General features: G+C 72.8%; 16 protein-coding genes. 8 read left to right on the top strand and 8 right to left on the bottom strand.

Going from position 1 to position 15,008, the window contains the following annotated elements:
- The first annotated feature begins 38 nt into the window (after nt 1-38).
- From FB563_RS33885 to hypE, 8 genes are all read left to right on the top strand, one after another.
- Entirely contained in the window at nt 39-407 is a 369-nt protein-coding gene (locus FB563_RS33885) for a hypothetical protein (protein ID WP_055704997.1), read from the top strand.
- A gap of 66 nt (nt 408-473) precedes the next feature.
- Nucleotides 474-2,180 carry a hydrogenase maturation protein gene (locus FB563_RS33880; RefSeq protein ID WP_055704996.1) on the top strand — a complete coding sequence of 569 codons (1,707 nt, stop codon included), beginning with the start codon at nt 474-476 and terminating at the stop codon, nt 2,178-2,180.
- Nucleotides 2,177-2,743, top strand: coding sequence for a hydrogenase maturation protease (locus FB563_RS33875; RefSeq protein WP_055704995.1), 567 nt, complete (start codon nt 2,177-2,179; stop codon nt 2,741-2,743). The genes FB563_RS33880 and FB563_RS33875 overlap by 4 nt, the downstream gene beginning before the upstream one ends.
- 72 nt (nt 2,744-2,815) lie before the next feature.
- Nucleotides 2,816-3,535 (top strand): hydrogenase nickel incorporation protein HypB, encoded by a 720-nt coding sequence (hypB, locus tag FB563_RS33870; RefSeq protein WP_055704994.1) that lies wholly within the window; start codon nt 2,816-2,818, stop codon nt 3,533-3,535.
- A complete protein-coding gene (gene hypF, locus FB563_RS33865; RefSeq protein WP_055704993.1) occupies nt 3,532-5,901 on the top strand; it encodes a carbamoyltransferase HypF in 2,370 nt (789 codons plus the stop codon). Before hypB ends, hypF begins: the two co-directional genes overlap by 4 nt.
- A gap of 3 nt (nt 5,902-5,904) precedes the next feature.
- A complete protein-coding gene (locus tag FB563_RS33860) occupies nt 5,905-6,195 on the top strand; it encodes a HypC/HybG/HupF family hydrogenase formation chaperone (protein ID WP_055704992.1) in 291 nt (96 codons plus the stop codon).
- Nucleotides 6,192-7,304, top strand: a complete 1,113-nt coding sequence (gene hypD, locus FB563_RS33855) for a hydrogenase formation protein HypD (RefSeq protein ID WP_055704991.1) — start codon at nt 6,192-6,194, stop codon at nt 7,302-7,304. The genes FB563_RS33860 and hypD overlap by 4 nt, the downstream gene beginning before the upstream one ends.
- On the top strand, nt 7,297-8,370 hold the full coding sequence (gene hypE / locus FB563_RS33850; protein WP_055704990.1) for a hydrogenase expression/formation protein HypE: 1,074 nt from the start codon (nt 7,297-7,299) through the stop codon (nt 8,368-8,370). The genes hypD and hypE overlap by 8 nt, the downstream gene beginning before the upstream one ends.
- A 24-nt stretch (nt 8,371-8,394) precedes the next feature.
- Here hypE and hypA read toward each other — a convergent pair whose 3' ends face one another.
- The 8 genes from hypA to FB563_RS33815 form a co-directional block, all read right to left on the bottom strand.
- The gene (hypA, locus tag FB563_RS33845) at nt 8,395-8,751 is read right to left on the bottom strand and encodes a hydrogenase maturation nickel metallochaperone HypA (RefSeq protein WP_055704989.1); all 357 of its coding nucleotides are present in this window, start codon (nt 8,749-8,751) and stop codon (nt 8,395-8,397) included.
- Nucleotides 8,752-8,758: 7 nt separating this feature from the next.
- Entirely contained in the window at nt 8,759-8,935 is a 177-nt protein-coding gene (locus FB563_RS43275) for a hypothetical protein (RefSeq protein WP_167528535.1), read from the bottom strand.
- A gap of 32 nt (nt 8,936-8,967) precedes the next feature.
- Nucleotides 8,968-9,174 (bottom strand): hypothetical protein, encoded by a 207-nt coding sequence (locus tag FB563_RS33840; protein ID WP_055704988.1) that lies wholly within the window; start codon nt 9,172-9,174, stop codon nt 8,968-8,970.
- Nucleotides 9,175-9,195: 21 nt separating this feature from the next.
- Nucleotides 9,196-9,792 carry a DUF5947 family protein gene (locus FB563_RS33835; protein ID WP_055704987.1) on the bottom strand — a complete coding sequence of 199 codons (597 nt, stop codon included), beginning with the start codon at nt 9,790-9,792 and terminating at the stop codon, nt 9,196-9,198.
- Nucleotides 9,789-10,349: a NifU family protein gene (locus FB563_RS33830; RefSeq protein ID WP_055704986.1), complete on the bottom strand. Its 561-nt coding sequence runs from the start codon at nt 10,347-10,349 to the stop codon at nt 9,789-9,791. Before FB563_RS33830 ends, FB563_RS33835 begins: the two co-directional genes overlap by 4 nt.
- Complete coding sequence (locus FB563_RS33825; RefSeq protein ID WP_055704985.1) at nt 10,342-12,135, bottom strand: nickel-dependent hydrogenase large subunit; 1,794 nt, start codon at nt 12,133-12,135, stop codon at nt 10,342-10,344. Before FB563_RS33825 ends, FB563_RS33830 begins: the two co-directional genes overlap by 8 nt.
- Before the next feature lie 63 nt (nt 12,136-12,198).
- A complete protein-coding gene (locus tag FB563_RS33820) occupies nt 12,199-13,287 on the bottom strand; it encodes an NADH-quinone oxidoreductase subunit B family protein (RefSeq protein WP_055704984.1) in 1,089 nt (362 codons plus the stop codon).
- Between the two features lie 93 nt (nt 13,288-13,380).
- Nucleotides 13,381-14,940 (bottom strand): hypothetical protein, encoded by a 1,560-nt coding sequence (locus tag FB563_RS33815; RefSeq protein WP_234357630.1) that lies wholly within the window; start codon nt 14,938-14,940, stop codon nt 13,381-13,383.
- Nucleotides 14,941-15,008: the final 68 nt, after the last annotated feature.

The raw sequence follows: 15,008 nt of genomic DNA, 5'->3' as shown, positions 1-15,008 counted from the left end.
GTGGGCCGGTGCCGCCCGGCGTGAACGAAGGCTTGGCCATGACCTTCAAGAATCCTGTGCACCGCGGCGGGGCGCGTCGCGGCCGGTTCGAGCAGTTCTCGGAGTACGCCTCCAACTTCACCAGCTCCCCGGTGTTCTTCCTCTTCTGCCTGCTCCTCGTCGGCTTCTTCGCCGCCGCGCACGTCGCGCACCTGCGGCTCGAACTGCTCCTGCTGGCGGGTGAGTCGATGACCGCGGTCACCCTGCTGCTCCTCGCCCTGCTGAAGAACGCCGAGATGCGGGCCGAGCACGCGATCCAGCGCAAGCTGGACGCGATCGCGGGTGCGCTGCTGGAGGCCCACGCCGATGACCGGAGCCAGGCCTTCGAGGAACTGCGCAATGCGATCCGGATGGAGGAAGAGACCTGACGGAGGCGGACAAAACGGCGCGGCGGTTCTTCACGGCACGCCGGTCAGGGTCGACCATGCCATGTCATGGACATTTTGCTCGTCGCCAGCGCGTTCAACAGCCTCACGCAGCGCGTGTACGCCGAACTGTCGGACCTCGGGCACCGCGTGGACGTCGTACTCGCCTCGCACGGCGAAGACCCCGTCCGGGCCGCCCTGCGCGAACTGCGCCCGGATCTGGTCGTCGCGCCGATGCTGAAGTCGGCCATCCCGGAGGACGTGTGGCGCGACCACACCTGCCTGATCGTCCATCCGGGTCCGCCCGGTGACCGCGGCCCGTCCTCGCTCGACTGGGCCATCGCCGAGGGCACGCCGGAGTGGGGCGTGACCGTCCTGCAGGCCGAGGCGGCGATGGACGCGGGCCCGATCTGGGCGGCCGAGCCGTTCCCCGTACCGCCCGTCGGCAAGAGCGACCTGTACCGCAACGAGGCCTCCGACGCCGCCGTCACCGCCGTCCTCACCGCCGTACGGCGCTACGCCGAGGGTGCCTACAAACCCCGGCCGCAGACCGACGACTCGGTCAGCGTGGTCTGGCGTGACGTCTTCCGGCAGCGGCGGCGGCGCATCGACTGGGAGCAGGACGACACCGAAACGGTTCTCCGCAAACTCCGCGGCGCCGACTCGCAGCCGGGTGTCCTGGACGAGCTCCTCGGCCGGGAGGTGTTCCTGCACGGCGGTCACCCCGAGGACCGGCTGCGCGGCCGCCCCGGCGCACTCCTCGCGCAGCGCGCGGGCGCCGTCTGCCGGGCCACCCGCGACGGCGCCGTCTGGATCCCGGAACTGCGCCCCCGCAGGAACTCCGGCGACCCCGCGCCCTTCCGCCGCCCCGCCGCCTCCGTTCTCGCCGCCTGGGAACCCTCCCTCGAACTCCCGGAAGCCGCCGTCCCGTTGGAGCTGCCGTCCGGCCGGCGGACGTGGAGCGACATCCGCTACCGGCAGCGCGGCGACATCGGCTTCCTGGGCTTCTCCTTCCCGGGCGGCGCGATGAGCACCGACCAGTGCCGGCGGCTGCTCGCCGCCTACGAGCACGCCCTCACCCGGCCCACCCGGGTCCTCGTGCTCGGCGGGGCCCGCGACTTCTTCTCCAACGGAATCCACCTGAACGTCATCGAGGCGGCCCCCGACCCGGCCCAGGAGTCGTGGGTCAACCTGGTCGCCATGGACGACCTGGTCGAGGCCGTACTGCGCACCACCGACCGGCTGGTCGTGGCCGCCCTCGCCGGCAACGCGGCGGCCGGCGGCGCCATGCTCGCCCTCGCCGCCGACGAGGTGTGGTGCCGCACCGGCGTCGTCCTCAACCCGCACTACCGGCGCATGGGGCTGTACGGCTCGGAGTTCTGGACCTACACCCTGCCGCGCCGCGTCGGAGCGGACCACGCCCGGCGCCTCACCACCGAGGCCCTGCCGGTGAGCGCCGCGTCCGCCGAGCGGCTGCGGCTCGTGGACCGGCTCGTGCCGGCCGCGCCCGGCGACTTCGCGGCCGAGGTCGAGCAGCTTGCGGCCGAGCTCGCCTCCTCGCCCTTCCTGGACGCCCGGATCGCCGCCAAGGCAGCCCGCGCCGCGGACCGGCGCGAACGCCCCCTCGCCGGGTACCGCGAGGCCGAACTGGCCCGCATGCACGCCATCTTCTTCGACCCCACGGCCCCCTATCACACCCTGCGCTCCGCCTTCGTCCGCAAGACACCGTCCGGCTCACCCCGGCCCCTCACCCCGCCGGCCAGGGACGTCCGGTGACGCCGCGGCTGCTGGTGGCCGGCGTCGGCAACATCTTCCTCGCCGACGACGCCTTCGGCCCCGAGGTGATCCGCGCCCTCGGCCCGCGTCCGCTGCCGCCCGGGGTGCGGGTCCACGACTACGGCATCCGCGGCATGGACCTCGCCTACGCCCTGCTCGACGGGTACGACACCGCCGTCCTCGTGGACACGGCGCGACGCGGCCGGCCCCCCGGGACCCTCTCCCTGATCGAGGCCGAACCGCCCGACGGCGGTGTCGTACCCGAGGCCCACGGCATGGACCCGGCGAAGGTCCTCGCGCTGGCCGCGCACCTCGGCGAGGAGGCCCTGCCCCGGGTGCTCGTCCTGGCCTGCGAGCCCGAACTGCTGCCCAGCGGTGACGAGGATCTCCTGCCGGGGCTCAGCACACCGGTCCGGGAAGCCGTCGGCCGGGCCGTGGACGCGCTGCACACGCTGATCCCGGCCCTGCTCGCCGACCCCGGCGCACCTGCGCCCCCGTTGGGCCGCCCGGTGGAATCCGGGCCCCCGCGTCCGGCTGCGCTGCCCGGTGCGGCGGGCGGCTGAGCGGAAGATCGGTGGAGCCCGGGCCGCAGGGACGTGCCCCGGGCTCCACGCCGCATCCAAGGAGCAGCGCCCATGTGCCGGTCCGACGTGAAGCAGGCCGTCCTGGCGAAGAACGACGACCTGGCAGCGGAACTGCGCGCCGATCTCGCCCGGCAGGGCGTGACCGTCGTCAATCTGCTGTCCAGCCCCGGCAGCGGCAAGACCGAGCTCCTCGCCCGGGTCCTGGCCCGCGCGGTGCGGCAGGAGGTGCCGGTGGCCGCGCTGACCGCCGACCTGGCCACCGAGAACGACGCGGTACGGCTGGCCCGCTCCGGCGCCCCCGTCCAGCAGGTGCTCACCGACGGGCTGTGCCACCTGGAGTCCCGTCAGGTCCGCGCCCGGCTGGACGGCTGGCTGCCGGCGGACACCTCGGTGCTGTTCGTGGAGAACGTCGGCAACCTCGTCTGCCCGGCCGCCTACGACCTCGGCGAGAGCATGCGGGTCGTGCTGATGGCGGTCACCGAGGGCGAGGACAAGCCGCTGAAGTACCCGACCGCTTTCGGCTCCGCCCATCTGGTCGTGATCACCAAGACGGACCTCGCCGAACCGGCCGGCTTCGACGAGAGCGCCTTCCGGGCCAACGTGCACCGCGTCAACCCGGGCGTGCAGATCGTACGGTCCTGTGCCCGCACCGGAGACGGCGTCGACACCCTGCTGGACCGCGCCCTGGCCGCCCGGGACGGCACGCTCCACCGGCCACCGCTCGCGCCGCATCCGCACGGCCACCACCACGCGCCCGCCCCCGCCGTATGACGGCCCCCGCGACCGGCCTGGTCCGGCGTCGGCTCACGGTGCGCGGGACCGTGCAGGGAGTCGGCTTCCGGCCGTACGTGCACCGGCTGGCGGCCGGCCTGGGTCTCGCCGGATTCGTCGGCAACACCGGCGACGGCGTGATCGTCGAGGTCGAGGGCACCGCGGACGAGGTCGACCGCTTCTGCGCCGTGCTGGCCGAACAGCCGCCGCCCCTGGCCACCGTGAGCGGCCTCGCCGGCGAGGACGTGCCCGTCACCGGCGACACCGGCCCCTTCACCATCCGCTCCACCGAGCGGGCCGGCGGTCGCACCCAGCTGCCGCCCGACACCGCGACCTGCGCCGACTGCCTGCGCGAACTCGCCGACCCGGCCGATCGCCGGCATCGGCACCCGTTCGTCACCTGCACCCACTGCGGCCCCCGCTTCACCATCGCCACCCGGATGCCCTACGACCGGGCGGCCACGACCATGGCCGGCTTCCCGATGTGCTCCTCCTGCGCCCGTGAGTACGGCGATCCCGCGGACCGGCGCTTCCACGCCCAGCCGGTCGCCTGCCCCGACTGCGGGCCCCGGCTCACCCTGGTCCCGGCCCTCGGCGGCCTCCGCCCGGCGCGGGACGCGAACGCCCTCGCCACGGCGCGGGCGCTGCTGGCCGCCGGGCGGATCCTCGCCGTCAAGGGTGTCGGCGGCTACCACCTCGCCTGCGACGCCACGGACGAGCGGGCCGTGGCCGCCCTGCGGGACCGCAAGGAACGCGGCGGCAAGGCCTTCGCGGTGATGTGCGCCGACCTCGCCACCGCCGAGCGGATCGCGGTCCTCTCCGCCGCCGAACGGGCCGCGCTGACCAGCGCCCGGCGCCCCGTCGTCCTGCTGCGCAGGCGCACCGCGCCGGACGGCCTCCGCCTCGCCGGGCAGGTCTGCCCGGGCAGCCCGCACGTGGGCGTGATGCTGCCCTACACCCCGGTGCACACGCTGCTGTTCGGCCTGCCCGGCGACCCGCCCGGTCCCCGCGCGCTGGTGATGACCAGCGGCAACCGCTCCGGCGAACCCATCGTCACCGACGACGCCGACGCCCTGGACCGGCTCGCCGGACTGGCCGACGCCTGGCTCGCCCACGACCGGCCCATCGCCTCGCCCTGCGACGACTCCCTGCTGCGGGTCCGCCCCGACGGCACCGAACAGGTCCTCAGGAGGTCGCGCGGCTACGTCCCCCGCGCGGTGCGGCTGCCCGTGCCCGTACCGCCCGTGCTCGCGGTCGGCGGCGACCTGAAGAACGTCCTGTGCCTGGGCGAGGGCGACCAGGCGTGGTTCGGCCCGCACATCGGCGACATGGGCGAGCTGGCCACGCTGGAGGCGGCCGAGCGCGCCGAGCGGCACCTGACCCGGCTGACCGGCGTCACCCCGGTCCTGGTCGCCGCCGACCGGCACCCCGGCTACCACTCGGCCCGCCGGGCCCGCCGGCGTGCCTCCCGGCCGGCGGACGGCTCCCTGCGGCTGGTCCAGCACCACCACGCCCACATCGCCTCCGCGATGGCCGAACACGGCCTGGACGGCACCACGCCGGTGATCGGAGTCGCCTTCGACGGCACCGGATACGGCGACGACGGCACCGTGTGGGGCGGCGAGATCCTCCTCGCCGACTACTCCGGCTACCGGCGCTTCGCCCACCTCACCCCCGCACCGCTGCCCGGCGGAGACGCCGGCGTGGCCAACCCCTGCCGGCTGGCGCTGGCCCGCCTGTGGGCGGCCGGGCTGCCGTGGACCCCGGACCTGCCGAGCGTCACCGCCTGCACCGACATCGAACTCGCCACGTTGAGAAGGCAGTTGGACCGTCAGGTGGCCTGCGTGCCGACGTCCAGCATGGGGCGGCTCTTCGACGCGGTGTCGTCCCTGGTGGGGGTGTGCCACCGGGCGGGATACGAGGCGCAGGCCGCGATGGAGCTGGAGGCGGCCGCGCTGGAGGCCAGGGACGCGGACACGACGGCGTACCCCTTCGGCGTCACCGGTGCGGGTGTCCTCGCCTGCGACCCCGCGCCCATGCTCGGGGCCCTGCTCGCGGACCGGCTGGGCGGCACCCCCGCCCCGGTCCTCGCGGCCCGCTTCCACCGGGGTGTCGCACGGGCCGTCGCCGGCATCTGCCACCGCGCCCGCGCCGCCTCCGGTGTGGCCACGGTCGCCCTCACCGGAGGCGTCTTCGCCAACGGCCTGCTGGAGGAGGAGTGCACCACGCTGCTGGCCGGGGACGGCTTCACGGTGCTCCGGCACGGCGAAGTACCCCCGAACGACGGAGGGCTGGCGCTGGGTCAGCTCATGGTCGCGGGAACAGCAACCCACCACGGGACAGCAACCCACCACGGGACGGAGTGACCCATGTGTCTGGCAGTGCCCGGAAAGGTCGTGTCCATCGACCGGAGCGCCGACCCCCTGACCGGGCTGATCGACTTCGGCGGAGTGCGCAAACAGGCGTGCCTGGAGTACGTGCCCGACGTCCGGGTGGGGGAGTACGTCATCGTCCACGTCGGCTTCGCCCTGCAGCGCCTGGACGAGGAGTCGGCCCGGGCGTCCCTGGAGCTGTTCGAGCAACTGGGGCTGCTCGAGGAGGAGTTCGGGGACGCCTGGGAGCAGGCGGCGCGGCAGGAGAACGGGAGTGAGGCCCGGTGAAGTACATCGACGAGTTCAACGACCCGGAGCTGGCGGGCCGGCTGCTGGACGAGATCCGCGCCACGGTCACCCGGCCGTGGGCGCTGATGGAGGTCTGCGGCGGTCAGACCCACTCCATCATCCGCCACGGCATCGACCAACTCCTCCCGGAGGAAGTCGAGTTGATCCACGGCCCGGGCTGCCCGGTGTGCGTCACACCGCTCGACGTCATCGACAAGGCGCTGGAGATCGCCGCCCGGCCCGAGGTGATCTTCTGTTCCTTCGGCGACATGCTGCGCGTGCCCGGCACCGACCGCGACCTGTTCCGGGTCAAGGGCGAGGGAGGCGACGTACGCGTGGTGTACTCACCGCTGGACGCCCTCGACCTCGCCCGCAGGAACCCCGACCGCCAGGTCGTGTTCTTCGCCATCGGCTTCGAGACGACCGCCCCGGCCAACGCCATGGCCGTCCACCAGGCCCGCCGCCTGGGCATCGCCAACTTCAGCCTGCTGGTCTCCCACGTCCGGGTGCCACCCGCGATCGAGGCCATCATGACGGCACCGGAATGCCGGGTGCAGGGGTTCCTCGCCGCCGGACACGTGTGCAGCGTCATGGGCACCGCCGAGTACCCCGAACTGGCCGGCCGGCACCGGGTGCCGATCGTCGTGACCGGCTTCGAGCCGCTGGACATCCTCGAGGGCATCCGCCGCGCCGTCCACCAGCTGGAGCGCGGCGAGCACCGGGTGGAGAACGCCTACCGGCGCGCCGTGCGCGAGCAGGGCAACCCGGCCGCCCTGCGCATGCTGGAGGAGGTCTTCGAGGTCACCGACCGCAACTGGCGCGGCATCGGACGCATCCCCGCCAGCGGCTGGCGGCTGTCCGACGCCTACCGTGCCTTCGACGCCGAACACCGCTTCGACGTCACCGGCATCCGCACCGAGGAGCCCGCCGTGTGCCGCGCCGGGGAGGTGCTGCAGGGGCTGATCAAGCCGACCGAGTGCGAGGCCTTCGGCACGGCCTGCACCCCCCGCACCCCGCTCGGCGCCACCATGGTCTCCAACGAGGGCGCCTGCGCGGCCTACTACCTGTACCGCCGGATGAACACCCCGGAGATGAACCCCGTTGGCTGACCTGATCACCGAAGCGGCGGTCGACCCCGCGAACTGGACCTGCCCCGCACCCCTGCGCGACCAGCCGGTCGTCGTCATGGGCCACGGCGGAGGCGGCGCCCTGTCCGCCGAGCTGATCGAGCAGGTCTTCGCCCCCGCCTACGGCAACCCCACCCTGGCCGCCCTCACCGACTCGGCCGTCCTCGACCTGGGCGGCGCCCGGCTGGCCTTCTCCACCGACTCCTATGTCGTACGGCCGCTGTTCTTCCCCGGCGGCAGCCTCGGCGACCTCGCCGTCAACGGCACGGTGAACGACCTGGCGATGAGCGGCGCCCGGCCCGCCTACCTGTCCACCGCCTTCGTGCTGGAGGAGGGCGTGGCACTGGACGTCGTCAGCCGGGTCGCGCAGGCCATCGGAACGGCGGCCGAGGCCGCGGGCGTCACCGTCGCCACCGGCGACACGAAGGTGGTCGAGTCGGGGCACGGCGACGGCGTCTACGTCACCACCGCCGGCGTCGGCCTCGTCCCCGACGGCGTCGACATCCGCCCCCAGCGCGCCCGGCCGGGTGACGCCGTCCTCGTCAGCGGCCCCATCGGGCTGCACGGCGTCGCCATCATGAGCGTCCGCGAGGGCCTGGAGTTCGGTGTGGAGATCGCCTCCGACACCGCGCCCCTGGCGGACCTCGTCGCGGCCATGCTGGCGGTCACGCGGGACATCCACGTCCTGCGCGACCCGACCCGGGGCGGCCTCGGCGCGTCCCTGAACGAGATCGCCCGCGCCTCCGGCACCGGAGTGCGGCTGCGGGAGCGGGCCATCCCGGTCCCGGACGAGGTCGTGAACGCCTGCGGGTTCCTCGGCCTGGACCCGCTGTACGTCGCCAACGAGGGCCGGCTGGTCGCCTTCGTGCCCCCGGACCACGCCGAGGCCGTCCTGGCGGCGATGCGGGCACACCCGCAGGGCACCGGAGCGGCTCTGATCGGCGAGTGCGTGACGGAGCACCCGGGCATGGTGGTCGTCGCCACCGGTCTGGGCGGCACCCGGGTGGTGGACCTGCCGCTGGGGGAGCAGCTGCCCCGCATCTGCTGAGCGGACCCCGGCCCGGCCCCGCCGTCAGCGCGGGGCCGGGACCGCCTCGACCTGGGTGATCTCCAGTTCCCGCCCGCTGCGCAGCTCCCGCGAGGGCCGGTCGCACCGCGGGCACCAGAAGAACGGCGGCATGCCCACCGCGAACTCCTCGGCACACGGCGCACAGTAGGCGTGCGCCGTTACCTGCTCGACGACCAGCTCGGCCGCGGCCAGCGCCGTACCCTCCCGGGCCACCTCGAAGGCGAAGTGCAGTGCGTCGGGCACGACGCCCGCCAGCTCGCCCACGCGGACGGTCACCGCCGAGACGGCGTGCGCGCCGTCCGCCCGGGCGAGCTCGCCGGCCTGCTCCACGATCGCGGTCGCGATGGACAGCTCGTGCACGGCCGGCTCAGGGGTACCGGCGGCGGGCCCGCAGGCCCCCGGTCATCCGGTAGATGCGCAACTCGCGGACAATCCCCGGGAGTTCCTTGACGAACAGGGTCATGGCGAGGCCGCCGATCACGGCCGCCTGCGCGGCGAGCAGCCGACGTCCGGACATCCCGGCCCGTACGGTCCTTCTTCGCATACCGACCTTCATGGCGGTCCCTTCCTGCTGTCTCATCCGGGCGAGATGTTCGGCATGTCCTTCACCAGGGCGTCATGCCGTTTCCAGTGGATGCCGGTGGAGCGGCGCGCGTCGGAGCTGCCGTCCTTGTGGTGTCCGGTCTGGTGCTTGTACGGGCCCTTGTTCCCCTGGTGCAGTCCGGGCACGTGGCTGGGCGTGTCGGGCTTCGCCTGGGGGCGGCCCACTCGGATGCTGCCCATGTCGGTTCTCCTTCCGGGTCCTCAGGACCGCTCGGTCAGCTCCCTGAAGAACTGTTCTACGGCCGGCCAGACCCGGCCGCCACCGGAGAGGCCCCGCCACTCGCGGCGGACCAGGGCGATCATCCGGTAGCAGTCGTCGACCGGCACGATCCAGTGCTCGTCGAGGCCCCGCACGGTGTTCACCAGCAGCGCCTCCACGTCGGGTGCCATGGCGGCGAGCTGCGGAACCGTGGCGGCCAGCCGCTGCCAGGCCGCCGCGTCCACCTCCCACCGCATGGCTCCGGCCGGGCTCGGCCCCTGTGCGGTGACCGAGCCGTCGGAGCGCGGCACGAAGAACACCAGACCCACCGGGACACCCAGCACCGCCGTGTCGACCGGCGGCAGCCGTAGCCGGCGCCGGGGCACGAGCCGGTAGCGGCCCTCGCCCGCGCCGTCGTCGGCGAACAGCACCGAGCAGGGTCCGCACGCGCACCGCACCTCTGCGGCGCCCGTGTCGTACAGGTGGGCATGGTCGACGGCCAGGCGGGCGGCGCACAGCTCGCAGAGCTCGGCCTCGCCCGTCGCTGCACGGTCGGCCGCGGAGCGGATGACCCGGGCGAGGGCGCCGTCCACCCTCACCGCACTTCCTCGGGCACGGTCCGGCGCCTGATCGTGCTCAGCGGTACGAACGCGGGCGCCCGCTTCCGCTCGGCGGCGTCCGGCACCGTCTCCACCGAGGTCAGCTCCGGGGCGACGGCCAGCACCGCGTCCCGGACCGCTTCGACGATCTCCGCCGAGCCGCCGCCGCACCCGGATCCGCACCCGCCGCCGGAGGTCAGCCGCACCCGCGCCACCTGCCCGTCGACACCGGCCCACTCCAGGTCACCGCCGCGCTCGCGCACCGCCGGCCGCAGCTTCTCCACCGCGCGGGCGGCTCTGCGCTCAGCGGGCTCGGGGTGGATGTCGTGCAGGACCAGGAGGTGCCCGAGCAGCTCGTCGTCGGCGAGCCGCTCGCGCAGCCGCTCGTCCGCGCCGTCCAGCACGCGGGCGAGCGCCTCGCCGTAGACCTCGGTCAGCAGCCGCACCGCCTCGAGCGCCGGGCCGGGTGCCGATTCCAGCCCTGCCAGCACCTCGTCGAGACGGGCGAGCCGCGCTTCCACCGCCGGGTCGGGGAGCCGTACGGCGGTGTCAGCCATGGTTCGCTCCGTACGTGGGCGAGTGCACCGTGGTCAGGGTCTTGCCCTTGCCCATGTACATGTGGACACCGCACGGCAGACAGGGGTCGAAGCTGCGCACGGTGCGCATGATGTCGACGCCCTTGAAGTCGTCGGGGCCGTTCTCCTCGAAGATCGGCTGGCCCTGGACGGCGTCCTCGTAGGGGCCGGGCGTGCCGTAGATGTCGCGGGGGCTGGCGTTCCACGGGGTCGGTGGGTACGGGTGGTAATTGGCGATCTTCTTGTCCCGGATCACCAGGTGGTGGGAGAGGACCCCGCGCACCGCCTCGTGGAAGCCGCAGCCGATCGACTCGTCCGGAACCTCGAAGTTCTCGAACACCTTGGTGTCGCCGTTCCTGAGCATCCCCATGGCCTCCTCCAGGAACTGCAGGGCCATGGCGGCGGCGTAGGCGATGAAGTACGGCCGGGCGCGGTCCCGTTCGAGGGTGTTGCTCCACTTCGGGATGCGCCACTCCAGGGTCTGCTCCGGCAGCTTCTCGCCCTTGGGCAGGGTGATGCGGATGCTGCCGCCGGTCGCCTTCACGTACGGCGTGTCGACCAGGCCGCTGAGCGCGGTGGACCACAGCCGGGCCAGCGGGCCGCCTCCGGTGTCGAGCGCGAGGTGCTCACCGGTCTCGGGGTGGTACCAGCGCGGGCTCATCACCCAGCTGTAGTTGCCGTCGAAGTCCCGCTTCTGCGGCACCGGCACCGTGGTCTGGTTCCACGGGTGGCGCATGTCGACGGGGTTGCCCAGCGGGTCGTGGGTGACGAACGGATCCTCGTTCACCCAGTCCTCGTAGAAGGAGCTGCCCAGCATGATGCGCAGCCCGAGGTTGATGTCGATCAGGTTGTTGGTGACCAGCTTGCCGTCCACGATGACGCCGGGGGTGACGTACATCGCCCGGCCCCACTCGTTCATCGTCGCGTAGCGGTAGTCGACGACGTCCGGGTTCTGGAAGGCGCCCCAGCAGCCCAGCAGGATCCGGCGCCTGCCGACCTCCTCGTAGCCGGGCAGGGCCTCGTAGAAGAAGTCGAAGACGTCGTCGTTCATCGCCACCGCCTTCTTGATGAAGTCGATGACGCGCATCAGGCGGCTGAGGTAGTCGGTGAAGGTGTTCGGCTGCGGCATCGTGCCGACGCCGCCCGGGTACATCGTGGAGGGGTGCACATGCCGCCCCTCCATCAGGCAGAACATCTCCCGGGTGATCCGGCTGACCTTCAGCGCCTCCTTGTAGACCTCGCCCTCGAAGGGGTTGAAGGCCTTCATGATGTCGGCGATCGTCCGGTAGCCGTGGACGTCCCCGCGGGGTGCGTCGGTGCGCTCGGCGCGGGCCAGGACACCGGGGTTGGTGGCCTTGACCATGGCCTCGCAGAAGTCCACGAAGACCAGGTTGTCCTGGAAGATCGTGTGGTCGAAGATGTACTCCGCCGCCTCGCCGAGGTTGGTGATGTGCTCGGCCAGCTTCGGCGGTTTGACGCCGTAGGCCATCTGCTGGGCGTAGTTGGAGCAGGTGGTGTGGTTGTCGCCGCAGATCCCGCAGATGCGCGAGGTGATGAAACCGGCGTCACGCGGGTCCTTGCCCTTCATGAACACCGAATAGCCGCGGAAGAGCGACGAGGTGCTGTGGCACTCGACGACCTCCTGGTTGGCGAAGTCGATCTTCGTGTAGATGCCCAGGTTGCCGATGATCCGGGTGATCGGATCCCAGGACATGTCGACGATCTGGGCGGGTTTGCGTTCCGTGGGCCGGGACTCGGTCGTGGTCATCTGCGGTACTGCCCCTCGCTGTTGGGGTCGGGCGGTTCGGTGGCGGGACGGGCACGGGCGGCGTCAGGCGCGCCAGTGCGGGTCGTAACCGCTGGTCAGCTTGCGTTTGTTGTGGCGCCACTTGGGCTCGTGGTTCACCACGTCGTTGGTCAGGCCGCGCAGCCGGCGGACGACGGCTCCGTACGGCTTGACGAGCATGGTCGACAGCGTGCCGCCCGGGGGTTCGTCCATGAACGGCATGAACGCGTCGGGGAAGCTCGGCATCGTGCAGCCGATGCAGATCCCGCCGACGTTGGGGCAGCCGCCGATGCCGGCCATCCAGCCGCGCTTGGGCACGTTGCAGTTGACGACCGGACCCCAGCAGCCCACCTTCACCTGGCACTTGGGAGAGTTGTAGTCCCTCGCGAAGTCGGCCTGCTCGTAGTACGCGGCCCGGTCGCAGCCCTCGTGCACGGTCTTCCCGAACAGCCACTGCGGGCGCAGCATGTGGTCCAGCGGCGGCGGGGGAGCGGCACCGGCGGCGTGCTGGAGGACCCAGACGAGGGTCTCCATGAAGTTCTCCGGCTGGATGGGACAGCCGGGGACATTGACGACCGGGAGCCCCGACCGGGCCTTGAACTCCCAGCCCAGGTAGTCCGCGAGGCCCATGCAGCCGGTCGGGTTGCCGGCCATGGCGTGGATGCCGCCGAACGTGGCACAGGTCCCTGCGGCCACCACCGCCCAGGCCTTGGGTGCGAGCTGGTCGATCCACCAGTTCAGGGTCTGCGGCTCGCCGGTGTCGGGATCGTTGCCGAACGACGTCCAGTAGCCGTCGCCCTGAATGATGTTCTGGTTCGGGACCGAACCCTCGATGACGAGGATGAACGGCTCCAGCTCGCCCCGCGCCGCGGCACGGTACGGAGCGAGGAAGTCCTCGCCGCCCAGGCTCGGTGAGAGCACCTTGTTGACGAGGTTGACCTTCGGCAGGCCCGGGATGAGGCCCAGTACGACGTCCTCGATGGACGGCTGGCCGGCGGCGGTCAGCGACACCGTGTCGCCGTCGCAGCTCATGCCCTCCGAGATCCAGAGGATGGTGATCTCGTCGAATCCCTTCCGCGCCTCGGCCCTGCTGGGCTCGCCGCGGACATCGGTGGTACCGCTCTGTGTGGTCATCGCTGCGGCCTCCGTTGCTGCCGGTCTCGGGGTCGGTCGTAGGGGACGGCCGGGACCACGGCGGTCCGGGCCTGGGGGCGGCCAGGGCGTGCCTCAGGGACATCCATCGCACCGTCCCTCCTCCGGCCGTTCGGCCGGACGCGGGGGCCGCGGGGACCGCGGCCGGGCTGATCGCACCGGGCCCGGATCGGACACGTCCGCGTGGCCGAGCGGTTCCACCTCGTCGGGCCGGAAGTAGTGGAAACGGCCGTACCAGCCGTGCAGTTCGGCGGCCGGATCGTCGTCGACGGTGACCGCCAGGTGCACGCTGCCGTCCACGTCGTGGCGGACGGCGGCGACCTGCGCGGTCCTTCCGTGGAGGAACATGTCCTGCGCGTCGGCGCCCCGGACGCGCGGACGCAGCCGGACCCGGCTGCCGCCGCCCACGGGTACGCCGTCCACGAGCACCGTGTCGGTGCTCGGGGACAGGCCGTCGTCGCCGCCCTCCTGCCACCAGGCGGGCCGCTCGGCGCCGGACCGGGTCTGTGCCGGGGTCAGGGACCGGATGGCGCCGTGCAGCCGGGCGAAGACCTCCGGGGGCATGTTCTCGACCCGGTCGAGGATCTCCGCCGCCCGCGGATCGGTGGCCCGGGCCTCCGCCTTCTCCTCGTCGGTCAGCAGCATCGTGCGCAGGGTGAGGATCTCGTCGATCTCCGCCGCGTCGTGCAGATCGCCCGGGCTCTCCGGCGCCACCTGGGGCCAGTCCGGCAGGATGATCGGAGCGGACAGCAGGACGGCGCCCGTCGTGCCCTGCTGAGGCGGGCCGGCGAGCACCGGGAACGTGAACGCGTTCCGGCAGCCCCGCGCGTGCTGCGCCAGACCAACGGGCGGATCGATCAGGGAGGCGAACTCCAGGCCGTCCCCGCCGACAAGGGTGTGTGTGGCGAGCAGCGCGTGCCGCAGCGCTTCGGTGCGTGGGGCCTGACGGTCCGTCGCCCCGCCGGTGTTCTCGGTGCGCACCCGCAACCGGTACAGCTCCGGCGCGAGCGGTTCGGCCACGACCGTCGTCACGGCCCGCACCTCCCCGCGCCGCCGTACCGTCCGCCCGGTCCCGCCCGGCAGAGCCTCGGCCTCCGTGCCGGCGTCCGCACCCACCCGGGCGGTACGCCCGCCGTCCAGCAGCTCCCGCAGCGGCAGCACCAGGTCGGTCTCCCGGGGCACCGCCTCCGCGAACGACAGATGCGTCGTGCCGTCGGGCGTCCGCAACGACTCGACCGGGCGGTACCGTCCGTCCGGGCCGACCGCCTCGACCTGCTTGTCCTGCATCTGCAGACAGCGCACCCGCACCCGTACGACCGCGTCGGCGCGCGGTGCTCGCAGCAGGCACTCGGTCTGCTGGTACCAGGAGTCCGCGGAGCCGGAGAGCCCCGGCGTGACCGGCCCGTCCCGCTCCACCCAGTCGCGGGGCAGCAGCACGCCGAACTGCCAGCGGACCTGGTTCTTCGGCGACGACCGGCGGTACGGGTAGAGCAGGTATCCCTCGTAGAGCACGGCGTCCGCGACCGCACCGACCTGTGCGAAGGCGTCGGCGGTCCGGCCGTACGGCACCTCGGCACCGCGGCCGTCCAGCACGGCGGCGCGCGCCGGTGCGCCCTCGCCGGTTCCCTCGGACATGCCGCCTCCTCATCGCAGGTCTCCTGTGCGCACTCCTTCCACCAAGCTCACACCGGTCACGGCCGCTC

The sequence above is a fragment of the Streptomyces puniciscabiei genome (genome assembly GCF_006715785.1).
GTDB classification, from domain to species: Bacteria; Actinomycetota; Actinomycetes; order Streptomycetales; family Streptomycetaceae; genus Streptomyces; species Streptomyces puniciscabiei.
This window is presented reverse-complemented; position numbering and strand designations above follow the sequence as displayed.